Source organism: Afifella aestuarii (assembly GCF_004023665.1).
Lineage (GTDB): Bacteria > Pseudomonadota > Alphaproteobacteria > Rhizobiales > Afifellaceae > Afifella > Afifella aestuarii.
On sequence record NZ_SAUF01000001.1, the window covers coordinates 1,562,777 to 1,586,153 of the forward strand.

At 63.9% G+C, this 23,377-nt stretch carries 25 protein-coding genes and 1 other RNA gene; 17 read left to right on the plus strand and 9 right to left on the minus strand.

Features of this window, described 5'->3' with window-relative positions:
• Positions 1–78: 78 nt before the first annotated feature.
• The 4 genes from EO094_RS07290 to EO094_RS07305 form a co-directional block, all read right to left on the minus strand.
• Positions 79–657: an SspB family protein gene (locus EO094_RS07290; RefSeq protein WP_128291560.1), complete on the minus strand. Its 579-nt coding sequence runs from the start codon at positions 655–657 to the stop codon at positions 79–81.
• A 92-nt stretch (positions 658–749) separates the two neighbouring features.
• Positions 750–1,141, minus strand: a transfer-messenger RNA (tmRNA) gene (gene ssrA / locus EO094_RS07295).
• Positions 1,142–1,209: 68 nt separating this feature from the next.
• Positions 1,210–1,851 (minus strand): rhombosortase, encoded by a 642-nt coding sequence (gene rrtA, locus EO094_RS07300; RefSeq protein ID WP_128291561.1) that lies wholly within the window; start codon positions 1,849–1,851, stop codon positions 1,210–1,212.
• Positions 1,851–3,968, minus strand: a complete 2,118-nt coding sequence (locus tag EO094_RS07305) for a VIT and vWA domain-containing protein (protein WP_128291562.1) — start codon at positions 3,966–3,968, stop codon at positions 1,851–1,853. Before EO094_RS07305 ends, rrtA begins: the two co-directional genes overlap by 1 nt.
• 177 nt (positions 3,969–4,145) lie before the next feature.
• Here EO094_RS07305 and EO094_RS07310 point away from each other — a divergent pair, with 177 nt between their 5' ends.
• The 7 genes from EO094_RS07310 to EO094_RS07340 all read left to right on the plus strand — a co-directional run bounded on the left by EO094_RS07310 (position 4,146) and on the right by EO094_RS07340 (position 10,440).
• Positions 4,146–4,739 carry a TetR/AcrR family transcriptional regulator gene (locus EO094_RS07310; protein ID WP_164879578.1) on the plus strand — a complete coding sequence of 198 codons (594 nt, stop codon included), beginning with the start codon at positions 4,146–4,148 and terminating at the stop codon, positions 4,737–4,739.
• A gap of 88 nt (positions 4,740–4,827) precedes the next feature.
• Positions 4,828–5,622, plus strand: coding sequence for a thymidylate synthase (locus tag EO094_RS07315; RefSeq protein WP_128291564.1), 795 nt, complete (start codon positions 4,828–4,830; stop codon positions 5,620–5,622).
• On the plus strand, positions 5,619–6,131 hold the full coding sequence (locus EO094_RS07320; RefSeq protein WP_128291565.1) for a dihydrofolate reductase: 513 nt from the start codon (positions 5,619–5,621) through the stop codon (positions 6,129–6,131). Before EO094_RS07315 ends, EO094_RS07320 begins: the two co-directional genes overlap by 4 nt.
• A 223-nt stretch (positions 6,132–6,354) precedes the next feature.
• Entirely contained in the window at positions 6,355–7,497 is a 1,143-nt protein-coding gene (hflK, locus tag EO094_RS07325) for an FtsH protease activity modulator HflK (protein ID WP_128291566.1), read from the plus strand.
• The gene (hflC, locus tag EO094_RS07330; protein ID WP_128291567.1) at positions 7,494–8,693 is read left to right on the plus strand and encodes a protease modulator HflC; all 1,200 of its coding nucleotides are present in this window, start codon (positions 7,494–7,496) and stop codon (positions 8,691–8,693) included. The genes hflK and hflC overlap by 4 nt, the downstream gene beginning before the upstream one ends.
• On the plus strand, positions 8,690–8,875 hold the full coding sequence (locus EO094_RS07335) for a DUF2065 domain-containing protein (RefSeq protein WP_092811084.1): 186 nt from the start codon (positions 8,690–8,692) through the stop codon (positions 8,873–8,875). The genes hflC and EO094_RS07335 overlap by 4 nt, the downstream gene beginning before the upstream one ends.
• A gap of 44 nt (positions 8,876–8,919) precedes the next feature.
• Positions 8,920–10,440 (plus strand): DegQ family serine endoprotease, encoded by a 1,521-nt coding sequence (locus EO094_RS07340; RefSeq protein WP_128291568.1) that lies wholly within the window; start codon positions 8,920–8,922, stop codon positions 10,438–10,440.
• Positions 10,441–10,442: 2 nt separating this feature from the next.
• Here the strand turns inward: EO094_RS07340 and EO094_RS07345 are convergent, their stop codons facing one another.
• On the minus strand, positions 10,443–11,009 hold the full coding sequence (locus EO094_RS07345) for a GNAT family N-acetyltransferase (RefSeq protein WP_128291569.1): 567 nt from the start codon (positions 11,007–11,009) through the stop codon (positions 10,443–10,445).
• Positions 11,006–11,920, minus strand: a complete 915-nt coding sequence (gene serB, locus EO094_RS07350; protein WP_128291570.1) for a phosphoserine phosphatase SerB — start codon at positions 11,918–11,920, stop codon at positions 11,006–11,008. Before serB ends, EO094_RS07345 begins: the two co-directional genes overlap by 4 nt.
• Between serB and miaA the strand changes: the two genes are divergently transcribed.
• Entirely contained in the window at positions 11,919–12,833 is a 915-nt protein-coding gene (miaA, locus tag EO094_RS07355; RefSeq protein WP_128291571.1) for a tRNA (adenosine(37)-N6)-dimethylallyltransferase MiaA, read from the plus strand. The two genes, serB and miaA, sit on opposite strands and share 2 nt — an antisense overlap.
• Positions 12,834–12,860: 27 nt before the next feature.
• Here miaA and EO094_RS07360 read toward each other — a convergent pair whose 3' ends face one another.
• Positions 12,861–14,261, minus strand: coding sequence for a sensor histidine kinase (locus tag EO094_RS07360; protein WP_164879579.1), 1,401 nt, complete (start codon positions 14,259–14,261; stop codon positions 12,861–12,863).
• Between the two features lie 161 nt (positions 14,262–14,422).
• On the opposite strand from EO094_RS07360, the gene EO094_RS07365 reads away from it, so the two are divergent.
• The 6 genes from EO094_RS07365 to EO094_RS07390 all read left to right on the plus strand — a co-directional run bounded on the left by EO094_RS07365 (position 14,423) and on the right by EO094_RS07390 (position 20,040).
• A complete protein-coding gene (locus EO094_RS07365; protein WP_128291573.1) occupies positions 14,423–14,824 on the plus strand; it encodes a response regulator in 402 nt (133 codons plus the stop codon).
• Positions 14,825–15,031: 207 nt separating this feature from the next.
• Positions 15,032–16,789, plus strand: coding sequence for an acetolactate synthase 3 large subunit (locus tag EO094_RS07370; protein WP_128291574.1), 1,758 nt, complete (start codon positions 15,032–15,034; stop codon positions 16,787–16,789).
• Positions 16,790–16,967: 178 nt separating this feature from the next.
• Positions 16,968–17,528 (plus strand): acetolactate synthase small subunit, encoded by a 561-nt coding sequence (gene ilvN, locus EO094_RS07375; RefSeq protein ID WP_092811391.1) that lies wholly within the window; start codon positions 16,968–16,970, stop codon positions 17,526–17,528.
• Between the two features lie 58 nt (positions 17,529–17,586).
• Positions 17,587–18,180: a LysE family translocator gene (locus EO094_RS07380; RefSeq protein ID WP_128291575.1), complete on the plus strand. Its 594-nt coding sequence runs from the start codon at positions 17,587–17,589 to the stop codon at positions 18,178–18,180.
• Between the two features lie 129 nt (positions 18,181–18,309).
• The gene (locus EO094_RS07385; RefSeq protein WP_128291576.1) at positions 18,310–18,759 is read left to right on the plus strand and encodes a hypothetical protein; all 450 of its coding nucleotides are present in this window, start codon (positions 18,310–18,312) and stop codon (positions 18,757–18,759) included.
• 93 nt (positions 18,760–18,852) lie between these two features.
• Entirely contained in the window at positions 18,853–20,040 is a 1,188-nt protein-coding gene (locus EO094_RS07390) for an ATP-dependent DNA helicase (RefSeq protein ID WP_425455849.1), read from the plus strand.
• A gap of 63 nt (positions 20,041–20,103) precedes the next feature.
• On the opposite strand, the gene EO094_RS07395 is transcribed toward EO094_RS07390, so the two are convergent.
• Positions 20,104–20,346: a hypothetical protein gene (locus EO094_RS07395; RefSeq protein ID WP_128291578.1), complete on the minus strand. Its 243-nt coding sequence runs from the start codon at positions 20,344–20,346 to the stop codon at positions 20,104–20,106.
• Positions 20,347–20,416: 70 nt separating this feature from the next.
• Positions 20,417–21,658: a S8 family serine peptidase gene (locus tag EO094_RS07400; protein ID WP_128291579.1), complete on the minus strand. Its 1,242-nt coding sequence runs from the start codon at positions 21,656–21,658 to the stop codon at positions 20,417–20,419.
• 478 nt (positions 21,659–22,136) lie between these two features.
• Here EO094_RS07400 and crcB point away from each other — a divergent pair, with 478 nt between their 5' ends.
• Genes crcB through EO094_RS07415 form a run of 3 tightly spaced genes read left to right on the plus strand, consistent with a single transcriptional unit; the run spans position 22,137 to position 23,304 of the window.
• The gene (gene crcB / locus EO094_RS07405; RefSeq protein WP_246008383.1) at positions 22,137–22,541 is read left to right on the plus strand and encodes a fluoride efflux transporter CrcB; all 405 of its coding nucleotides are present in this window, start codon (positions 22,137–22,139) and stop codon (positions 22,539–22,541) included.
• Positions 22,522–22,956, plus strand: coding sequence for a fluoride efflux transporter FluC (locus EO094_RS07410; RefSeq protein ID WP_246008384.1), 435 nt, complete (start codon positions 22,522–22,524; stop codon positions 22,954–22,956). Before crcB ends, EO094_RS07410 begins: the two co-directional genes overlap by 20 nt.
• Before the next feature lie 3 nt (positions 22,957–22,959).
• Positions 22,960–23,304 (plus strand): DUF190 domain-containing protein, encoded by a 345-nt coding sequence (locus EO094_RS07415; RefSeq protein ID WP_128291581.1) that lies wholly within the window; start codon positions 22,960–22,962, stop codon positions 23,302–23,304.
• The last annotated feature ends 73 nt before the right edge of the window (positions 23,305–23,377 follow it).

Below are 23,377 nucleotides of genomic sequence, written 5' to 3' on the forward strand. Positions count from 1 at the left end.
TTGGCGGGCGCCGCAGGCAAGAGCCGGCGGCGGGAAAGAGGCTTTCAACCGACGAGGAGCAGAAGAAGACGCGGACGCTCAGACGTTTTTCTTGCGGAATGCGTCGAGAGAGACGACTTCGGCGCCTTCCTTGCCGTCCTCGCCTTCGGCAGATGCCTCTGCAGTCTCCGCACTTCCTTCCTTGCGTTCCAGGACTGCGGGCGGAAGAGGGCTCGGTGCGAGGCCCGGCTGTTCCTCCTCGCCTGGGAGAAGCCCCGGCATCGCCTCGACTTCCGCGGCGGAGAGATTCTCGCCCTCCGTCTCCGGCACATCGAACTTCAGACCGAAGCTCGCATGCGGATCGACGAAAGCCTTGATCGCGCGGAAGGGGACGAGAAGACGTTCCGGGACGCCGTTGAAGGAGAGGCCGACCTCGAAGGTCGTCTCCGTGACGTTGAGGTCCCAGAACTGATGCTGGAGGACGATGGTCATCTCTTCGGGATACTGCGCCCTGAGACGCGAGGAGATGCGCACGCCGGGATGACGGGTCTCGAAGGTGACGAAGAAATGGTGCTCGCCGGGCAATCCGGTTTGCGCCACCTCGCCGATCACTTTGCGGATGACCTGCCTCAGCGCGTCCTGAGTGAGAATGTCGTAACGAATGAGGTCGCTTGCCATTGAGCAAAACTAGGTTGGCCGTGCGCAACGGGCAATATGCGCCAGGACGTTTCGGCCCGTCTGACACCGATTTGCAACGGCATGGAAAACGAAATGAAGGCTTCTGTTGCCAGGTGCCTCCGGACCCCGCCTGACGGGGCTAACCGCCAGGGCTTGAATCGAAGCAGTCAGGCTGCATTACGCAGCGAGACGAGCCTCAGCATAGTTGTCATTCGCAACTACAAGTTTTGGTCCGATAACGGTGGTACCATACCGAGCGAAAGTTCTACCTTTACACCCTCGTCGATCCTATTTCGCCCCCATCAACAGCGGCCCCTTGCAGGGAAACCGGCTTTGCCAGGCACTCTGCCCTGGGCCGTTGATGGTGGAGGCGCCGGGTACCGCCCCCGGGTCCGATAGGCTTATTCCGTAGACCATTTATCGCCATAGTCGGCTTGCGCCGACGCCAGCCAATATAAGCGGTCCCTGCCGAATTTCAAAGGCTTGCCTGCACCGACTTTTGAGAGACGACAGGATTTGTCCGGGGCCCGGCCTCGCGATCGCCGAGTCTTCTCAGGCGTTTGCGCTTACCGGCTGCGAAAGAGATTCAGGATCTTCATCCGAAATCTGTGACGGTCTGGAAAGAGCGACGAGACAGCCCGCGAGAAGTCCCGCCACATGCGCGCCGAGATGCGGGGGCCAGGCGAGACCTGCCGAGAAGATCGGGCCGAAGGCCGCCTCCCACGCGATCTTGGCGATGCTCGCGGCCAGTGCGACAAGCCAGATTTTCTCGCGCGTTTCTCTCCACAGGCCGAGGGTGAGCGCTGCATAGAGCGTGTTGAGGACGGCCGAGAGGCCGCAATAGCGCAGCGTGTCGGGGAAGACGGCGAGAAGGGTGGCCGTGACCGCCAGACCGCCGAAGCCGAAAATGTGGAGGGCGAGCCGGCGCGGCCCGCCGAAAGGTGCAAGCTCGTAGGCGGTGCCGAGCGCCAGGAGGGCACCCAGATTGTAGCCGAGATGGTGCAGGTCGAGATGAACGAGATGGCCGGTGACGAGCCGCCAGACCTCGCCAGCTTCGATCGCAGCCCGATCATAGACGAGGCTGGATGGCGTGCCGCCGGCGAGGGCGTAGAGAGCAGCGGTCAGGGCTGCGAGGCCGGGGGTGAACCACGGCAGGCGGGGCCTGCCGTGGAACGCGTTTGCGGGCGCATGCATCAGGCGGTCTCCCGCCGGCGCAGGCGGAGCGTGCCGCAGAGAACGAGGATTGCGAGGACGAGGCCCGGCAGGCCAATGGCGCCGGAGCCGCCCGAGCCTCCGCCCGAATGGGAGGGGCGCGGAGCGTCGAACATCGGGGCCTGGGTATCGACCCGGGTCGACGGTGCCGGCGCGCTCATGCGCTTCTCGCGTGCGGTCTCCTCGACAGCGAGCCGGTCGCGGTTGCTGCGATCGATCGCCAGCTCCTCGAACCGCTCGTCGCGCACCACCAGCATGGAGGTGAAGGGGGAGAGGATGCCGTATTCCTTGGAGGTGTCGATGACCGATTGCTTGACGTCGGCGTCGCTGCCCAAGAGGTCGAGCTTGCGAAGTTCCCGCTCGATTTCGGCAAAGGCCCAAAGCCGCTCCAGCTCGGGGTTGAGGTTCGCCGTCTCCGGAAAGGCGAAGCGGGCTTCATAAGAAACCGGCTTGCCGGAAATCTCGCCGGAAAGCGTCAGCTCCGCGTCGCCGGCGCCGCGGTAATGGCCGAAGAGGACCATCTGTTCGCCGCGATAGAGGGTGCGGATGCCCTTGCGGCGGAGATCGTCGATGGTGAGGCCGCTGCCTGACGGGTCGAGATCGAGCTTCACGCCATGAAGCGCCTCGTGGGTCACTTTTGCCGTCGCCTGCAAGAGGACGCCGATGATGTCGTCGGAATTGGAGACGGCACTGGCGAAGCCGCCCGATTCCAATGTCATCGGCTCAAGCAGCGGGCGGTTGGCGCTGTTGCCCATGATGGCGGTGAAGAGACGCACATCCTGCTCTTTCACCAGAGCGAGAAAATCCTTCACCTCCGTGCGGCCGACATTGGCGACGCCGTCGGTGACGAGGACGAGGGCGCTCGTGCGGTCGGCATCCGCCGCGTCGAGGCCGAGCTTGAGGCCGTCGTAGAGATTGGTGCCACCCTCAGCGTCGACGTTCCGCACCCATTCGAGAGCCTGCGAAATGCTCTCCTCATTGGCATTCATGAAGCCGTGGGTGAGTTCGCGGGCGCTGTCATTGAAATAGACGATGCGGAAGCGGTCGTCGGGATTGAGCTGACCGAGGGCGCGCGAGACGCCTTCCGTGAGGCTCGACATCTTGCCGCCCATGGAGCCGGAGCGATCGAGCACGAAGATGAAGTCGCGGCCTTCGGTGATCGGCTTCAGGTCCATGCCGGGCGTCAGCGTCAGCATGAAGGTGCCGCGGCCATCGCTCTCCGGCTTGTAGGCGAGCATGTCGACGCGGGCCGGCTCGTTCTCGGCCTGGCGCCAATAGACGACGATGTCGGTGTCGAGTTCGAAGCTTTTTCCGGATTGTGCCGGCGCGTGGCCCTGCGCGTTCTCATCGGCTGAGGCGTCGTCGTCGACGGGTTCGGAACCGGCTTTGGGGGCGGCGGCCGCGTTGTCGATATGGACGCGCCAGCTGCCATCCGGATCCTTTGAGATGGCGGCGTCCGGATGGGCCGGGAGGCGCAGGGCCTCGACCGTATAGTCGGTGCGCAGGTGGAGATCGAAGCTGAAGCGGCCCGTGACGGTTTCGTTCGCGGTCCAGAAGGCGAGCTTATCGTCGTCAACGCCGCCTTCTTCCAGCGGATAGACGAAGCGGCCGATGCCGGTGTCGAGCTTCGCCGGCTGGATGTAGGCGAGGCGGATCTTGACGTCATTTCCCGCCCGCACGGGCCAGACGGTCATGTCGAAGGTTTTGTAGGCGTCCTGCTCGGCAATTGCCGTTTCACGACCGGCCGCCTTCTCGCCCTCGTAAATCTTTCGGGCCTCCTCCTTCTCCAGGACTTCGGCCGTCACCGGCTTGCCGTCGATCCAGTAGGTGAATTCCGACACGGCCGCGCGTTCCGGAACCGGGAAGGAGTAGATCGCCTCCATGTCTTCGGCGTTCGGATTGGCAAAGGTCTGTTCGACCGTGACGACGGCATAGCCGCCTTCCACCACCACATCGACCGCCTGGTCGCGCAGATCGAGGGCGGGCGTCCCGTCCTTCGGCGTCATCAGACCGGCCGCATCGACGGCCGGGGCTGTGGCGACGACGCTGAGTGCCAGGCCGGCCGCGAGCGTGAGCCGTTTCAGGGTTTGCGTGATCATCCTCGTCTCCATCCTTGAACAACGTTCATGAACATTGTTCATCTCTAGCCGATATGTGAACATTGTTCAAGCCCGAGTGGCGGCATCGTGCGAACTGCGCTAAGCGGAAGGGCAGGAGGGTCGGATTTGGCCGAGGTTTCTGGGACAAGGCGGCGAAGCGCCGACATCAGGTCCGCCATGATCGACGCGGCGGAGCGCATCGTCAGCGAGGAAGGCGTGTCGGCCGTCACGGCCCGGCGCGTCGCCTCCGAAGTCGGTGTGGCCGTCGGCACCACCTACAATGTCTTCGACAATCTCGGCGCGCTGATTGCGGCCGTGAATACCCGCACCTTTGCGGCACTTGCCGAGACGATGTCGGAGGTGACAGTCGAAGGCCGCGCGACTCGCGAGGTGCTGCTCGATTTTGCCGATCGCTACGCCGACTTCGTCCATCGAAACGAGCGCCGCTGGCTCGCCGTCTTTGAGACGGAAATGCCTGCCGACGGTGCCGAGCCGCCGAATCAGCCAACGGTCGACCGTCTCTTCGCCACGCTGGAGCGGGCGATTCGTGCGCATGACCGGCGCATCGACGACAAGCTTGCCGGGCAATCCGCCCGGGGCCTGTGGGCTGCCGTCCACGGGCTTCTCATTCTTTCCGCCGCCGGCCGTCTCGGAGCCATCCGCCTCGACAGCGTGCGGCCGACCATCGAGCATCTCGTCCAATGCCACCTTGCCGGGCTCGAAGAGCTGGTGAAGCGGCGCAAGGACGGCGACCAGCTGCCGATGTTCTGATCCGCTTTTGGAAACTGCCCTTGTGAAGGCCGGGGAAGATCGGTGCTCGGACGGTGCCGGCACCTCAGAATCGCGCTAGGTAATCTCGATGCAGCAATATCTCGATCTCCTCCGGCGCGTGCTCGATGAGGGCAGCGTCAAGGGCGACCGCACCGGAACCGGCACGCGCTCCGTCTTCGGCCACCAAATGCGCTTCGACCTCGCGGACGGCTTTCCGTTGCTCACGACGAAGAAGCTGCATCTGAAATCGATCATCCACGAACTTCTGTGGTTCCTCGCCGGCGACACCAACATCCGCTATCTGAATGACAACGGCGTGCGGATCTGGAACGAATGGGCCGACGAGAACGGCGATCTCGGACCGGTCTATGGCCGGCAATGGCGCTCCTGGGCGACCCCCGACGGGCGGCAGATCGACCAGATTTCTCAAGTGGTTGAGACGATTCGTTCGAATCCTGATTCACGCCGGATGATCGTCACCGCCTGGAACCCCGCCGATGTCGATCAGATGGCGTTGCCGCCCTGTCATTGCCTGTTCCAGTTCTACGTCGCCGACGGGAAACTTTCCTGTCAGCTCTATCAGCGCTCGGCCGACGTGTTTCTGGGCGTGCCCTTCAACATCGCCTCCTATGCGCTTCTCACCTTGATGATGGCGCAGGTGACGGGGCTCGAGCCTGGCGACTTCATCCACACCTTTGGCGACGCGCATCTCTACGCCAACCATGTGGAGCAGGCGACGCTGCAGCTGTCGCGCACGCCGCGGTCGCTGCCGCGCATGGACCTCAATCCCGCCGTCGGCTCGATCTTCGATTTCACCTACGACGATTTTCACCTGGAGGGATACGATCCTCATCCGCATATCGCGGCGAAGGTGGCAGTGTGACGGCGCCCAAAATCTCTCTCGTCGTTGCGGTGGCGCGCAACGGCATCATCGGACGAGATGGCGGGCTGCCCTGGCGCGTGCGTGGCGACATGAAGCGTTTTCGCGCCGTCACCGTGGGCAAGCCCATCATCATGGGGCGGCGGACCTGGGAGAGCCTGAAGGGGCCGCTGCCGGGCCGCAGCAACCTCGTCGTCACCCGCCAGGAAGGTTATGAGGCGCCGGGCGCGACGACGGCGCGCTCCTTCGAGGACGCGCTTGCGCTCGCCCGAGATGCGGCGGAACGGCTCAACGCCGATGAAATCTGCGTGATCGGCGGGGCCGGGATCTTTGCCGCGGCGCTTCCGCACGCTTCTCTGCTCCACTGGACGGAAATTGCGGCAGAACCCGAGGGAGACGTTGCGTTTCCGCCTTTTGAGCGCACCGAGTGGCAGGAGATTTCCTGCGATCGGCTGCCCACGCATGAGGGCGACACGGCCGAAGCCGTCTACCGGCTGTTGGAACGCAGATGATGCAATCGCCTCGGCGACGCTTGCGTTGGCTTTCCCGCTATCCCATGTGGCCCGCGGCACCCGCATCTCTTTATGGCAAATCGGTTTCGGCGATCGCCCTAGCAGCATGACGGTGGCCAGCGGACTGGCGGTTCGCATCCGCAGACGGGCGGGCGTTGATGGGCGGGCAGGGCTCGCCTATAACCGCGCGCAAGGCGCGGATGGGGTCAAACGAGGAGGCTAAATGCCCTGGAGTAACAACAATAACGGTGGTGGCCCGTGGGGTAATCCCGGCGGTGGCAACCGTGGCGGACCTTGGGGGTCCGGGCCGCAGCCGTCCGGCCCACAGCAGCCGGATCTTGAAGATCTCATTCGACGCGGCCAGGACAAGCTGCGCGGCATGTTTCCGAATGGCGGCCGCGGCAATCTTGCGATCGCAGCGGTCGTTGCGATCATACTGGTCGCCATCTGGCTGACCAACGCGATCTACACGGTACAGCCGGACGAGCTTGGTCAGGAATTGGTGTTCGGCAAGCCGAAGCCGCAGGTCGAGGAACCGGGCCTGCATTTCCATCTGTGGCCGTTCGAGACCGTGGAAATCGTCACCATCCGGCAGCGCCGCGAGACGATCGGCACGAGTTCTGCGCGCAACAACGACCCCAACAGCCTCATGCTGTCGGGCGATCAGAACATCGTCGACGTGGTTTTCACCGTGATCTGGCGGGTGAGCAGCCCCAAGGATTTCCTCTTCAACGTCGCCGATCCCGAGGGCTTCGTACGCCGCGTCGCCGAGAGCGCCATGCGCGAATATGTCGGCCGCTCGCGCGCCGAAGAGGTGCGCACGGAACGTCGCGCGGAAGTCGAGGATCAGGTCCGCGCCCTTTTGCAGGGCACGCTCGACAATTACGGCGCCGGCATCACCATTGTGGGTGTTCAGCTCGAACGCGCCGATCCTCCGTCTGAGGTCGCGGATGCCTTCGAAGAAGTGCAGCGTGCCCAGCAGGATCTCGATCGCTACCAGCGCGAGGCCGAGCAATACGCGAACAAGCGGCTCGGTGAAGCGCGGGGTGAGGCGTCGAAAACCCGCGAGGCCGGCCGCGCCTTCAAGGAATCGACGATCGCCGAAGCTCAGGGTGAGGCTCAACGCTTCATCTCCGTCTTCAACGAATACCGGCTCGCGCCGGAGGTGACGCGCAAGCGCATCTATCTGGAAACGCTGGAGGGCGTGCTGCGGGACTCCAACAAGGTCATCATGGAAACGGACGGAAACGGCTCGGGTGTCGTGCCTTATCTGCCGCTGAACGATCTGCCGGCCAGCAATGCGCGTAGATCCTCATCGTCCAATTCAAGCAGCTCGCGCACGAGCCAGCAGGGGAGCAATCAATGAGGCGTTTGTGGATTCTCCTCGTCGCAGCGATCTTGATCCTGATTCTGGTCTATTCCTCCATCTTCGTCGTCAACGAGCGGCAGCAGGCCCTGGTCCTGCGTTTCGGTGAGATCAACCGGGTGATCAAGGAGCCCGGGCTCTACTTCAAGATCCCGACCAATTTCGTGGAGACGGTGCAGATCATCGAGGATCGGCTCCTGTCGTTCGATCTCGAAAACATCCGCGTGCAGGTGCGCGATGGCCGGCGCTATCTCGTCGATGCGTTCCTCGCCTACAAGATCGTCGATCCGCGCAAATTCCGGGAAAACGTTTCGGGTTCGCTCGAAGTCGCCCAGCAGAACCTGCAGACAAGGCTCGATGCCTCTCTGCGGCGGGTCTACGGTCAGCGCTCCTTCGAGGCTGCCCTGTCGGCAGAACGCGTCGCGATGATGGTGGAAGTACGTGATCAGCTCCGCCCGCTTGCCGTCGATCTCGGTATCGAAATCGTCGACGTGCGCATCAAGCGGACCGATCTTCTTCCCGAGGTGTCGCAGCAGACCTTCGATCGGATGAAGGCGGAACGTCTCGCAGAGGCGGCGGAGCTTCGCGCTCGCGGTACGGAGCAGGCGGCCCGCATCAGGGCCGAGGCCGATCGCGAGGCGCAGGTGACGGTCGCCGAGGCGAGCCGCGATGCCGATATCCTCCGCGGTGAGGGCGAAGCGCAGCGCAACTCAATCTTCGCGAACGCCTATGGTCAGGACGAAAACTTCTTCGAGTTCTATCGCTCGATGAGGGCCTACCAGAACGCGATCCAGGGCACCGGCACGACGATGCTCTTGAAGCCGGATTCGGAGTTCTTCCGCTATTTCCAGGATGCGGTGCCGAGCGGTTCATTGCCCGCACCCCAGCCTGGACCGGCGCAACCCGCCGCCACCCCGAATGGGGCCGGCGGGGCGGATGCGACCGGAACGGACGGGCCTCAGGATTCGGGGGCTGCCTCGGCTGATGACGAGAGCGGTGCCCAGAGCGAAGGCGAGGGGAGCAACACCTCGCCTTCGGGCGCGTCTGCGGGTGCCGCGGATGGGGCGTCTTCGTCTCCGTCCGACGGTACGTCCGGCACCGACGGGACGAGCCCCGCCAGCCCTGATTCCAATGGCGACGCCGGCGAGCCGGGTGTGCCGACGGGCGAACCGACGCCGACCGCCATCCCGCAATGAGCGACCTGTTCGCCGCCTTCGGCCTCGTTCTTGCCCTGGAAGGTGCGTTATACGCGCTATTTCCTGACTTCATGAAGCGAGTGGCCGAACAGGCGGTGGCTAGTCCGAGCGACATGCTCAGAACCGTCGGCCTGGTTTCGGCGGGTTTCGGAGTTGCCCTCGTCTGGTTGGCTCGAGGTTGAGCAAGCGAGGCGGGGGCATAACGTCGGCTTGAGGAGGTTGTTTGATGGGTGAGCGCAATTCGGTCAGCATGGTCGCGCGGACCGGCATCGGCCTTGTCCTTGCGGCGATGGTGACGCTGACAGCCAGCCTCGCCGCCGCCCGACCCGTGCCGGAGAGTTTTGCCGATCTGGCGGAAAGCCTCCTCGATTCCGTCGTCAACATATCGACTTCGCAACGGGTGCGCGCCTCACGCGGCATTCCGGTTCCGGAGGTCCCCGAAGGCTCACCCTTCCAGGAGTTCTTCGAAGATTTCTTCAATCGCAATCAGAGCGAGGGCGAGCAGCCCTCGCGACGGGTGCAGTCTTTGGGCTCCGGCTTCGTGCTGGATTCCTCGGGGCTCATCGTCACCAACAACCACGTCATCGCCGACGCCGACGAGATCGTCGCGAACTTCGCCGACGGCACGAAGCTCGAAGCCGAGGTCGTCGGACGTGACACCAAGACCGATCTCGCGCTTCTCAAGGTGAACCCGCCGCATCCGCTCAAGGCGGTCGAATTCGGCGATTCGGAGCATCTGCGCATCGGTGATTGGGTGATGGCGATCGGCAATCCGTTTGGATTCGGCGGCACCGTCACGGTGGGTATCGTCTCGGCGCTCGAACGCGACATCAATTCAGGGCCATACGACAAATTCATTCAGACCGATGCCTCGATCAACCGCGGCAATTCGGGCGGTCCCCTGTTCAACCTCGACGGCAAGGTCGTCGGCATCAACACGGCGATCATTTCGCCGACCGGCGGATCGATCGGCATCGGATTTGCCGTTCCGGCCGAAATCGCCATGCCGGTCATCGAGCAGCTTCGCGAATTCGGCGAAACGCGCCGCGGCTGGCTCGGCGTGCGGATCCAGGAAGTCACGGACGAAATCGCCGAAAGCCTCGGCATGGACAAGGCCGAAGGTGCGCTGATCGCCGGCGTGACCGATGGCGGGCCGGCGGCGGAAGCGGGCATTCAGCCCGGCGACGTCATCATCAATTTCGACGGACGTCAGGTTGCGTCGATGCGCGAATTGCCGGGCATCGTGGCCGATACGCCGGTCGGCAAGGACGTTGAGGTCACGCTTCTGCGCAAGGGCGAGAAACTGACGGTCACCGCGCGCCTGGGCCGGCTCGAGGAAGAGCAGACGGTTTCGACGCTTTCCGGTGACGACACGCCCGGCTCCGATATGGACACCGACGAAGCGGTCCAGACGCTCGGCCTGACGCTCGAGGTTTTGAGCGACGACGCGCGGAGCGAATACGGGATTGCCGACGATATCGAAGGGGTTCTCATCTCTGCGGTGGAGCCCGGGAGTGTCGCGGAGGAAAACCAGATCGCAGCCGGAGACGTCATCGTCGAAGTGAGCCAGGAGGCCGTCACCGAGCCCGAAGACGTTACGGCGCGCATCGAGCGGCTGCGGGCTCAGGACCGGCAGTCGGCTCTCTTTCTGATCGCCAGTCCAGACGGCGACCTGCGTTTCGTGGCGATCCGGCTCGACGATCAGCCGTCAGAAGATACCCCGGCCGAGGAGAGCCCTGAGCAATAATCTCAGGCTCTCTGGCGCTGCCGAGCCTCCCACGCGTCGCGCGTGATCGAATAGGCCACGTGCGGCCGCAGAGCGGAGTTCTCGCGCAAAAGCGGGTGGTCGAAATCCTTGGCGCGGTCGCGCAACATGCCGATCCGCTCCATGACGCGGCGCGATTTGACATTGGCCGGGACGGTGAAAGAGATCACCTCGTTGAGGGCAAGCGGACCGAAGGCATAGGCGAGGCTTTCGGTCGCCGCTTCCGTGGCATAGCCCTTGCCCCATTCGGCGCGTTTCAGCCGCCAGCCCACTTCCACGGCGGGCGTGAAAGGCGCCTCGAAATCCGTGTGCTGCAGCCCCGCGAAGCCGACCGGCTCTCCGTCCGTCTTCCGCTCCAGCACCCAGAAGCCGAAGGTATGGACCAAAAAATGGCCCTTCAGGTTCTCGAAGATGGCGTCCGATTCCGCCCGGCTGCGGGTCGTCTCGAAGAAGCGCATCACCTCCGGGTCGGCGTTGAGATCGGCCCAGAAATCGCGGTCGCTCTCTTGCCAGGGGCGCAGGATCAGGCGTTCTGTTTCAAGTCTGGTCATGCCTCACCCGCCTCTGCCTCATGGAATTCCTCACGCGTATAGCCCTGGAGATAAAGAAGGGCGGTGAGGTCGCCATGGCGAATGTCGGCATCCGCTTCGCGCACCAGGGCCGGCTTGCCGTGGAGGGCGACGCCCAGACCTGCGAGCGCGATCATTCCGACATCATTGGCTCCGTCACCGACGGCGATGACATCCCCTGCCGCGAGGTCGTGACGGGCGAGGGTCGCCTTCAGCGTTTCGACCTTGGCGTTGCGGCCGAGGATCGGTTCGGCGACCTTGCCGGTGAAACGGCCGTCTTCGTGGAGGAGGCGGTTGGCGTGGAATTCTTGGATGCCGAGCATTTTGGCGATTTTCTCGGCAAAAATGGTGAAGCCGCCGGAGACCAGAACGGTGTGAGCGCCCGCGGCGCGCATGGTGGCGACCAGCGTCCGCCCGCCTGTCTTCAAAGTGATGCGTTCCGCCAGAACGCGGTCTGCCACGTCGACCGGAAGATTTTTGAGAAGGCCGACCCGCTCTTTGAGTGCCGGCTCGAAAGCGAGTTCGCCGGCCATCGCGCGGGCCGTGATCTCGGCCACATGTTCTCCAATGCCCGCCTCGGCCGCCAACTCGTCGATGCATTCCTGGTCGATGAGCGTGGAATCCATGTCGGCGATCAAAAGCCGCTTGCACCGGTTCGCCGCCGGCATGGCGGCCACATCGATGGCGCCCGGGCCGATCACCTGCCGTGCCGCGGCGAGGGCCGATGCGCTCATGCCGGCAAACGGCAGGTCGCAGGCTTCGCCTTCACACAGCCATTTCGGGTTGCCCGCCGCAAGGCCGGCCCGGCCGAGCTCGGCCGTCACTGCGACGATCAGCTCCTCGGTGACAGGCGCTTTCCGTTTCGAGCCGATCAGCGTTAGGACGGACTGCATGAGAATTGATCCTGAACATGTGGCGGAAGGCGAGGTCGTGCTGATAGCGGGGCCTACGGCGAGCGGCAAGACACAGCTTGCGCTCGATTTGGCCGAGGGGCTTCACGCGCGGGGCCGCCGAGCCGTGGTCGTCAACGCCGATGCCATGCAGGTTTACCGAGATCTCCGGGTGCTGACGGCGCGTCCGCAGGCGTCCGAGATGGGCGATCTGGAGCATCGACTTTTCGGACATGTCGATGCGGCGGACCGCTATTCTGTCGGTCGCTGGCTGTCGGATGTCGGTGACGTCCTCTCTGCCGTGCAGGAGGAGGGAGCGACCGCCATATTCGTGGGCGGGACCGGCCTTTATCTAAAGGCTCTGACGGAAGGCCTTTCTCCGGTTCCGGAGATTGCGCCCGAAATTCGCGACGAGGTGCGGGCGCGCGCCGAGCGGGAAGGCAGCGATGCCATGCTCCGGTGGCTAGAGACGCTCGACCCGCGGGCGGCTGGGACCGTCAGGCCCGGCGACACCCAAAGGGCCGTGCGGGCGGTCGAAGTGAAGCTATCGACAGGACGCTCGCTCATCGATTGGCAGAACGAGACGCGCGAGCCGGCGCTCGTGAGCGAGGCGAAACGCTTCATCCTGCTGCCGCAGCGCGAGGCGGTCTACCGGGCGATCGACAGGCGCTTCGGCGTGATGATCGACGAAGGTGCGCTTGAAGAAGTCCAGGCGTTGATGGCGCGCGACCTTGCGGCCGATCTGCCGGCGATGAAGGCGATCGGCGTGCGGCCGCTTTCCGCCTATCTGCGGGGCGAAATCGCTTTCACGGCTGCGGTCGAGCGGGGAAAAACGGAAAGCCGTCGCTATGCCAAACGGCAGCTGACCTGGCTGCGCCACCAATGCGGCGAGGGCTGGTGCGAAATCCACGCCTGATGGCGCTCCTCTGGTGGCAGCCGGTGCTCAGGCTGTCGCCGGCGGTGTGGCTTTCCGCGGAACGAACAGCCGATGTTTTGCGCCTGGGCGCGCTTCTCCTGGCGCTGCCGGCGTCGCCTCCGTTTCGGCGCCGAGGCTGCGTGACATCGAGGAAACGATTACACGACCGAGGCCCGGCCCCTCGGTCTCGTCGAGCGCATAGCCGATGCCGTTGTCGACGATTTCGATCACGCAGCCCTTCGCCGGATCTTCGACCGCATAGGAGCGAATGAGGATTTCGCCGCGCTCGCCATCGGGAAACGCGTATTTGATGGCATTGGTGACGAGTTCGTTGACGATGATGCCGATCGACACGGCATCCTTGCTCGGCAATTGGAACGGTTCAGCCTCGAGTTTCAGCGTGATCGGCTTGCCCGCCGACAATTCCTGGAGGTCTTCCACGAGCGGCTCCAGATAGCCGTCGAGGCGAACCCAGTCGCGGCCGGCGAGAAGGTGCAGGCGGCGCTGTGCCGAGGCGATGGCACCGATATGCTCGCGTGCGCCGTCGAGCACCGCTTTGGCTTCCTCGTTGTCGCTTTGACGGGCCTGCAAGGCGAGGATGGAGGACACCATCGACAGGTTGTTGCCGACGCGGTGATTGACGTCGCTCAACAAAGCTTCGGCGCGCTGGCGCTCGATTTCGAGCTCTGCCGTTCGTTCACGCACACGCGTTTCGAGCGACGCGTTGGTCTGGTTCAATTCGGCGATGTGCAAGCGCTCGACGCGCTGGATGGCGGTGGCAAGCCCCGCGGTCGCAAGCAGCGAGGCGGTGATGGCGAGCAGGAGCAGATTGCGGTTACGCCGCTGCAGAGCCTGTCGCTGAGCGAGATGGCGGACTTCCTCCGCATCGAGCTCCCGCAGCTGCTGCGCGATGCCGTTGGAGATGGTGCGCCCCTGCTGTTCCACCTGGGCGCGGGCAGCATCCCGCTGACCAGCCGCAAAAAGCTCGATCGTCTCATCCATCTGGTCGAGCCGCTGCCGGATAAGAGTGTTCGCGGCGTCGAGACGGGCCGTCTGGGGCGGATTGTCGGAGAGAAGATCGTGCAGTTTCTGGACCTGATCCGGCAATAACGCCACGGCCGGCCGATAAGGGTTCAGATATGTCTGGTCGCCGGTGAGGAGATAGCCGCGTTGGGCGCCTTCCGCCTCCCGCAACGAGCCGAGAAGGGATTCGATCTCGCTGCGCACCCGCAAGGTATGTTCGACCCAGTCATCGGTGCGGTCGGCCCGTACGGTCAAAAAGAGAATCGCACCCACCGACAAGAGCAGCAGGCCGAAAAGCGCCATACGCGCGAGCATGATGCGGTTGCGGGCTCGGCCGAGTGCTGCGCGCCATTTGGAGTGGCGCTCGGGCGTCATGGTTACGTCCATCGTTCCGTCGATGCTCATCCGAGCCTGCCATCCCTCATCCTTGTCTGAGGCGGAACTCATCACGCATCGCGCCATTGGCAATAATGACAAGGAAAGATGACAGGGAAGGGGCGAGACAAATTGCGTTGTTTCCTAATGCTTAACCGCAGCAGGGAGGCAAAGGCAATCTCGCCGGTGTTATGATGGTGCAACAGGCTCGTATTCTTCTCGCCGAGAACCAGCCGCTGGTGGCACTCGATTTCGAATTCGCTCTTTGCGACGCGGGCTACGAGGTTCTCGGACCCGTCGGGGAGCTGACGGAAGGGCTGCGGCTCGCCGAGGAAACGAGGCCCGATGCCGCGGTTCTCGACGTGCAGCTTGCGGATGGGCACGTCTTCCCGCTGGCACGAGCGCTGATGGCCGCGGGCGTGCCGATTATGTTCGTCACGGCACATGTCGCTGAAGAACGCATCTGGCCGGCTACCTTCCGGAATTGCCCGCGCCTTGGAAAGCCGGTCGATCCTGAGGTTTTCCGACGCACGGCGGCGGGGCTTCTCGCGGCCCGGGAGGACGAGGCGCCGGCGGGCGTGGCTGTGGCATAAGATTCTTCCGCTTGACCTTGCGGTCGCATCACCCTAGAAGCCGCTTCATGTATATCTCGTCGCTTATCGTAATGTTGCGCGCCACCGGGGCGACCTCCTAGGTCGCCGCGATTACGGTGGTGCGTGCCAAGGCTCCTTCGGGGGCCTTTTTTATTGCCTCAAGACACGAGATAACGGTGAGCCCGAGCGGCCAGGCGGAGAGGATTGATGGGCAAGGAAATGACCGGCGCGGAGATGGTCCTGCAGGCGATGAAGGACCACGGGGTCAAGCATATCTTCGGCTACCCCGGCGGCGCTGCGCTACCGATCTACGACGAGATCTTCCAGCAGGAGGACATCCAGCACATCCTCGTTCGCCATGAGCAGGGCGCAGGCCATGCGGCGGAAGGCTATGCGCGTTCCTCCGGCAAGCCCGGCGTCGTTCTGGTGACCTCCGGGCCGGGGGCGACCAATATGGTGACGGCGCTGACCGATGCGATGATGGATTCCATCCCGCTCGTGTGCATCACCGCGCAGGTCCCCACCCATCTCATCGGCTCCGACGGGTTTCAGGAATGCGATACTGTCGGCATCACGCGGCCTTGCACCAAGTACAATTGGCTGGTGCGCGATGTGAACGATCTCTCGCGTGTCCTGCATGATGCCTTTCATGTCGCGACGACGGGCCGTCCGGGCCCGGTGGTCGTCGACATCCCGAAGGACGTGCAGTTTGCGACCGGCACTTATCACACGCCCGATCCGGCCGGACGGTCGAGCTATCAGGGCTACGAGCCGTGCATGAAGGGCGACGAGAACGCGATCGCGCATGCCGTCGAACTGATGGCGCATGCCAAGCGCCCGATCCTCTATACGGGCGGTGGCGTCATCAATTCCGGTCCGGAGGCGAGCCAGCTCTTGCGTGAGCTGGTGGCGGCGACGGGCTTTCCCATCACCTCAACCCTGATGGGGCTCGGCGCCTATCCGGCATCGGGGCGAAACTGGCTCGGCATGCTCGGCATGCACGGCACCTACGAAGCTAATATGGCGATGCACGATTGCGACGTGATGGTGTGCATCGGCGCGCGCTTCGACGACCGGATCACCGGGCGCACAGACGCCTTCTCGCCCGGCTCGAAGAAGATCCATGTCGATATCGACCCGTCCTCGGTCAACAAGAACATCCGCGTGGACGTGCCGATCATCGGCGATGTCACCCATGTTCTGAAAGACATGCTCGCCATGTGGACGGCGCGTGCGCCCGAGCCCGATCTCAAGGCCTGGTGGACGCAGATCGAAACCTGGAAGGGGCGGCGTTCGCTGGCCTATCGGACGAACCGTGACGTGATCATGCCGCAATATGCGATCGAGCGGCTCTATCAGGCGACGAAGGACCGCGACACCTACATCACGACGGAGGTCGGCCAGCACCAGATGTGGGCGGCGCAGTTCTATCACTTCGACGCGCCCAATCGCTGGATGACCTCCGGCGGGCTCGGCACGATGGGCTACGGTCTGCCGGCCGCCCTCGGCGTGCAGGTCGCGCATCCCGACAGTCTCGTCGTCGATATCGCCGGCGATGCGTCCGTGCTGATGACCATGCAGGAGATGTCGACGGCGGTGCAGCACGACCTGCCGATCAAGATCTTCATCTTGAACAATTGCTATATGGGCATGGTGAGACAGTGGCAGCAGCTTCTGCACGGCAATCGCCTGTCGAACTCGTACAATGAATCGCTGCCCGATTTCGTGAAGCTCGCCGAGGCCTATGGCTGCGTCGGGCTGCGCGCGGACAAGCCTGACGAGCTCGACGACGCGATCGAAGAGATGATTTCCGTGCGCCGGCCCGTCCTGTTCGACTGTCGCGTGGCCAATCTCGAAAATTGCTTCCCGATGATTCCATCCGGCAAGGCGCACAACGAGATGATCCTGCCAGCTGAATCTGAGGGGGCCGAAGAGGCTTTCGCCGGCGGCAAAGCGCTGGTTTGATGGTGTTGGTTGGAGGGGCCCAGCTTCAAAGGCCCCTGGTTTGAGGTGACGGCGGCCCGTCCGCGGACCGCCAGGCGGATACCATTCGGCAGGTGCTTTCGCGAGAAGTGCCTTCGCCGTTCGATGAAGGATACGAAGGACAATGAACGATTCCTCGACCATGACCGGCAAGGCCGCCATGACGCCGCCGGCCTCGACCTATTTCATCGAGGATCGCCAGGACCCGGAGGAGGCGCATACCCTTTCCGTTCTCGTCGACAACGAGCCGGGCGTTCTGGCGCGTGTCATCGGGCTCTTCTCCGGGCGTGGCTACAATATCGAAAGTCTCACCGTCTCGGAGACGGAGCATGAGAAGCACCTGTCGCGCATTACCATCGTGACGCGCGGCAGCGTCACCGTTCTGGAGCAGATCAAGAACCAGCTTGGCCGGCTCGTGCCGGTCCATCGGGTGACGGATCTCACCGACGTGGCGGTGGCGCGCAATCAGGAAAAGCCGCTGGAGCGCGAGCTGGCGCTGGTGAAGGTTGCCGGTCACGGCGAGATGCGGGTGGAGGCTTTGCGCCTCGCCGACGCCTTCAAGGCCGAGGTGATCGATGCGACCCGCGAGCATTTCGTCTTCCAGATGACGGGACGGTCCGCCAAAGTGGAGCAATTCATCTCCATCATGCAGCCGATGGGCCTCATCGAAGTCTGCCGCACGGGGCTTGCCGCGCTGTCGCGCGGACCTGAATCCTCTTAATATTGCCCGCGGGCGTAAGGCCCCGGGCACCTTTTGAAATCTGCTCGGGATCTGCGCCATGTCGACGGAAGTCGTCTCCGCCCTCATCGTCTTCGCCGTCGTTGCCTCGGTGACGCCGGGGCCGAACAACCTGATGCTTCTGGCCTCGGGCGTGAATTTCGGCTTCCGCCGGACGCTCCCGCATCTTCTCGGCGTTCTCGTCGGCTTTGCCATTCTTCTGACGGCCGTCGGGCTCGGTGTCGGCGCACTGGTGGAGCGCTTTCCCGCGCTCCACACGCTGCTCAAGGTCGTGGGCGGTGCCTACCTCCTCTATCTCGCCTGGAAGATCGCGATGTCGCGTGCGCTGCACGAGGAGAGCGCCGGGCAGGGGCCTCTCACCTTTCTCGAAGCGGCGCTCTTCCAATGGGTCAATCCGAAGGCCTGGATGATGGGGCTCGCGGCCATGGCCGCGTACACAGACCCTGACCATTATGCGCTGACGCTCGCCATCGTCGTTTCCGTCTTCTGCCTCGTGGGCATTCCTTCGGCGTCGATCTGGGCAGGTTTCGGGTCAGCCTTGAAAGATTGGCTCAACCATCCCGTCCGCATCAAATGGTTCAACATCGCCATGGGGCTCGCGCTCGTCGCCTCGCTCTGGCCGATGCTGAAGTGAGTGCGGTCATATCACTCTGCAATTAAGTGTCATCCTGCACGCACGTGTCATCTTGAAAGCGGATTTCTTCGGCATCACCCTTGCCGCGATCGGCGCGCCCGACAGGGGCGGTGGCTGTGGGGGAATGAGATGCGCAGTTCTTTCGGCAAGATCCTTTCGTCGGTCATGATCACAGGCGCGGTTGCGGCTGGCAGCATCGTTGCTGCCGCTCCCGCGCTCGCGGGCGATCCCTGCCTCGACATCGCTTTCACCTGCCGCGGCGCGGAGCCTTTCTGGAGTTTTACGACGGGTATCGACGCCGGGGGGCGCGAAGTGGTGCGCTTCTCCGATCCGGAGAATCCGGACCACCAGGAGAGCCCGCTGGTGATCGACGGCTGCGTGGAGCAAGGCGCGCCGAACGATTTCGAGCTGACGACGGAGGCGCCTCTCGACCTCATCGCCAGCATCGTCGGCCAGAGCTGCACCGAACCGAGCGGCGAGAAGACGGACTTTTCCGTGATGGTGTCGTTCAAGCAGGGGGCGCAGACGGCGACGCCGCGAGAGGTGACCGGCAAGGGCTGTTGCGTCCGTGAGAAGTGAGGCGCCGGTCTCTCGTGCCTTGCGTGTTCTTATTGTGTTCTTGTTGATGTCGGGCTAGCGTCTCGCCGTTGGGGTCGTTTTCTGTCCGATGGCATGCGAGTGTCCGCGGCAGAATCCCCCGAGAGCCGCGATACCCGAAGGACGATGCAGTTTTCCCCGCAGCAGGAACAGGCGCTGAAGGCCGTTTCGAAATGGCTGAAGAAGCCCGACCAGCAGATTTACCGGCTGTTCGGCTATGCCGGCACCGGCAAGACGACGCTCGCCCAGCATCTCGCCGAAGGCGTCGATGGTGAGGTGCTGTTCGGCGCCTTCACCGGCAAGGCGGCGCAGGTTCTGCGCGCCAAGGGCGCGGAGAATGCGCGCACCATCCATTCGCTGATCTATCGGCCGCGCGGCGAAGAGACGGTCGAGGACGAGGAGAGCGGCAAGACGAAGATCTCGCCGACCTTTTCGTTGAACCGCGGCAGTCCGGTGGCGCAGGCGGCGCTCGTCGTCATCGATGAATGTTCCATGGTCGACGAGGCGCTCGGCCGCGATCTTCTCTCCTTCGGCACGCCGATTCTGGTGCTCGGCGATCCGGGGCAGTTGCCGCCGGTCAAGGCGGGCGAGGGAGGCGGCGGCTTCTTCACCGAGGCGGAGCCGGACATGCTCCTCACCGAGGTGCATCGCCAGGCGCGTGACAATCCGATCATCGATCTCGCGATGCGGGTGCGCGAGGGCGAGCGCATCGATTACGGCTCCTATGGCGAAAGCCGCGTCATCTCCAAAAACGATGTCGATCAGGACATCGTCATGTCGGCCGATCAGGTGCTCGTCGGGCGCAACCGCACGCGCCGCCTCTACAATCATCGCCTGCGGACGCTGAAAGGCTTTGACGGCGCGTTGCCGGAGGCGGGGGACCGGCTCGTCTGTCTCAGGAACGATCCGAAGAAGGGTCTGTTGAATGGCTCGCTGTGGGACGTCGCCTCCGTCGGCACGCCGCGCGGCCCCGGCCTGCAATTGATGGTGAAGGCAGTCGATGAAGTGCCGCGCTCGCCGACGGCGAAGATCAAGGTCTTGAAATCGGCTTTCGAAGATCCCGATTCCGATCCCGGCTGGGCTGTGAAGCGGCGTTTCGACGATTTCGATTACGGCTATGTCCTGACCGTGCACAAGGCGCAGGGCTCGCAATGGGACGAGCTCGTGCTCTTCGACGAGAGTTTTGCCTTTCCCGATACGCGCGAGCGCTGGCTCTACACCGCGATCACCCGCGCGGCGGAGAAAATCACCATCGTGAAGTGACGGTGGCGGAAAGGGGACGGTGCCCGCCGGTGTGAGAGCTGTCGGCGGGGCGAGGGGTCGCTGCTATTGCGGCACTTTCTCCGAGCATGGCGGCAGACAGAAGCTCGTTTCCTTGTCCACCTTCTGGACGCCTTCGACCTTGGCAAGGCTCGCCAGCAGCGTCTCGTCGCCCGAGCCGTAGATGACGCCGATCTCAGGGACGATCGATTCCACGCGCATGCCCGCCTTGACGGCCGACCGGCTCACCACATCGGTCTTGCCGATATGCGCCTCGTCGACAACGACTTTCAAGGCAATGTCCGCCATGGCGACCTCGCATCAGATGGCCGTCTCGCCACTTGTCTTTCGCTACGCGCTAACATAGGGCGGCGGCAGCTCAAACGCCAGCTTGGCCCTGCGGCGCCTGAACGAGGCCCGCACCGACGTCGCGCGCCGGAGCGTCGAGCCCGCGGGCTGTCCCCGTCAGCTTGTCCCACAAGGCTCTGCCGCGCAGTTCCGGGGCTGTCTCAGCCCATAGGGCCGCAACGCCTGCCACATGCGGGCAAGCCATGCTGGTTCCCTGCATCTTCCTGTAGAGCTCGGGCTGCGGAGCCGCGGACAGGATGCCGACGCCAGGGGCAGCGATGTCGACCTCGCCGCCACCCGGGTTGATGGCGCCGCTGGAGAATTCCGCCACGTCCAACGACTGGTCGACGGCTCCCACGGCCATGATCGATGGCGCGTTCGCCGGGGCGCCGACAGGTGCGATGAAGCCATAGCGGCGCGAACTTTCATTGCCCGCCGCGGCGATGAGGAGCGAGCCCTGCTGAAGCGCCAGCCGGCCGATGCGCTCGTATTCGGGGGCCGGTTCTTCTCCGGGCTGGACGGGACGGCCGAGCGACATGGAAACGACGGCGCAGCGCTGCTGAATGGCCCAGATCATGCCGGCGATGATGTCGCGCTCGCGTCCCGAACCGGCATTGCTGAGCACCTTGCCGACATAGAGTTCGGCATCGGAGGCAAGGCCATAGCGAAACTGGCTCTGTGCGGCCCGACCACCCGCAGCCGTGCCGGCGCAATGCGTGCCGTGGCCATGGCCGTCCTGCACGTCCTGTCCCGGGACGAAACTCCGCTGGACGATGTTGCGGCCGGCAAAGTCCGGATGCGTCAGATCAAGGCCGGTGTCGAGGACCGCGAGGCGGATACCTTCGCCTCTCTCTTCGATCCTCTGCGGGCTGTCGAGGGCACCGACCGCGCGAACACCCCAGGTCGCTTCGGCCGTGTCCCCAAAGCTCTCGATTGCGAACATATAGAATTCCGGTCGCACGCTCTGCACGCATTCGGTGTCCATCAGCTTGGCCCGGATCGAGCTCGTCGCCTCCAGTCCGAAGCGCTCGGAGACGAAGGCGACACCGAGCTCCTCGAAGACAAGGGCAGGCTCGCCGTCGAGTGCTTTGATCTCGGCTGCCTCCGACAGCCCGACGGAACGCACACCGGAGCCGACGGCATTCTCCAGGGCGGTCACCTCCTCGCGGCCGGCGCGCTCGGCAAAGGAGACGACGAGACCGCCCGTCGCCTTCGGTCGCAGAAGTTCGAGGACGGAGTTGCCATCGGTTGCGGGTTCATCCGTAGCTGCCATGTCTGCCCCCCTGCGTCATGGTTCGCGCTTGCTGCGCACAGGTTCACTGAGAGAAGTTTAGGATTATTCAAGCTCCGGTCAAAGGATGAATAAAATAAATCCGACTCCGAGAAGTGTCTTGTTGGGCCGGATATTGTATTTATTGCTATGCTTCGTGCGTGGTTGGTTCGCCTGTTGGGAACGTCGCTGAAGGGAAGATCTTCGGCCTGGGGTAAGGAAAGGCAGTCTCCGATCGGCTCTCCGCGCACCTGGACGTCAAACCCCTTTCACGCCGCCGCAAGGTTGCGATCCGCATGGTCTGAGCCGACCGATGCCGAGAAGGCACGCCGCTTTTTTTTCGGGGCGCTTTGTTCTATCCGGGGAGGGGGCGGTCGTTGGGCCGTCGCCGGTTCCAGACTCCATCACCGGGCCCCGTCTTGCCTTCGTCCTTTCTGCCAATCCCCCGGATGTCTTTGCCTGCCCTGAGAGGGCAGTGGCCGTGACGACTTTTCTCTTGTCCTGCGTTCTCGTCTTTCTGGGGGGCGCTATCGGCGGCATCGGCCGTTTTTTCGTGTCGGGCCTCGTTGCCCGCCGTTTTGGCGAGACCTTTCCGTGGGGCACGCTCACCGTCAACGTGATCGGCTGCGGGGCGATCGGCATCCTCGCCGCGGTCATGTTGGATTCGGCGACACAGGGCCCGTCGAACCTGCCGCTCTGGGCGTTCTTCGTCACCGGCGGGCTAGGCAGCTTTACGACCGTTTCTTCCTTCGCGCTGCAGACCCTGGCGCTGGCGCGGGCGGGCGAGCCGCTCGATGCCGTCCTCAACATCGCGGTATCTCTTGCCGCCTGTCTTCTCGCGGTCGCCTCCGGCTTTGGTGCAGCGCATGCGCTCCTGGGGGCTTGAGACCATGCCGCGGCAGGCGCGTCTCCTCATGGCCGTTGCGCTTGGAGCCGCCAGCGGCTCGCTCCTGCGCTATCTCTCATCCTTGGCCGCGCTCGCGCTTCTCGGCTCCGGCTTTGCCTGGGGCACGCTTTTCGTCAACGTCGCCGGCTCTTTTCTGATCGGGCTTTATTCCACGCTGACGGAGCCTGATGGGCGCATCATGGCGGGGCCGATCCTGCGCCAGGGCGTGCTCACCGGTTTTTGCGGCGGCTTTACCACTTTTTCCGTTTTCAGCCTGGAGACGTTCCTCCTGCTTCAGGCGCATGCTTTCGGAGCTGCCGCGCTCAATGTTGCTGCGTCTGTCCTTCTCTGGCTCGTGGCCGTTTGGGTCGGCTACCGCATCGGCACGCGCCTCAACCGTCTGAAAGGAAGCTGAGCCATGCCTGACACGAAGGATGCGCGCCTCCTGCGCCTTTTCATCGGCGAAAGCGACGAGCATGAAGGCCGCCCGCTCTATGAGGCGATCGTTCTGAAGGCTCGCGAGATGGGGCTCGCCGGCGCGACGGTTCTGCGTGGGCCGATGGGGTTCGGCCGGTCGAGCCGTCTGCACACCTCGAAGATCCTCCGTCTCTCGGAAGATCTTCCGCTCATCATCGAAATCGTCGACACGGCTGAGAAGATCGAAAGCTTCGTTCGGGCTGCGGAGCCGATGCTGGGCAGCGGTCTCGTCACGCTGGAGAAGGTCGAGGTCGTGCGCTACGGCCACGACGCAGGGCTCGAATAAGCCTCTTCTTTCCGTCATTTTCGGTTTGGCTCGAGCGCCCTTGCGACGTAAGGGAATGCTGGTTCCGCGGGGC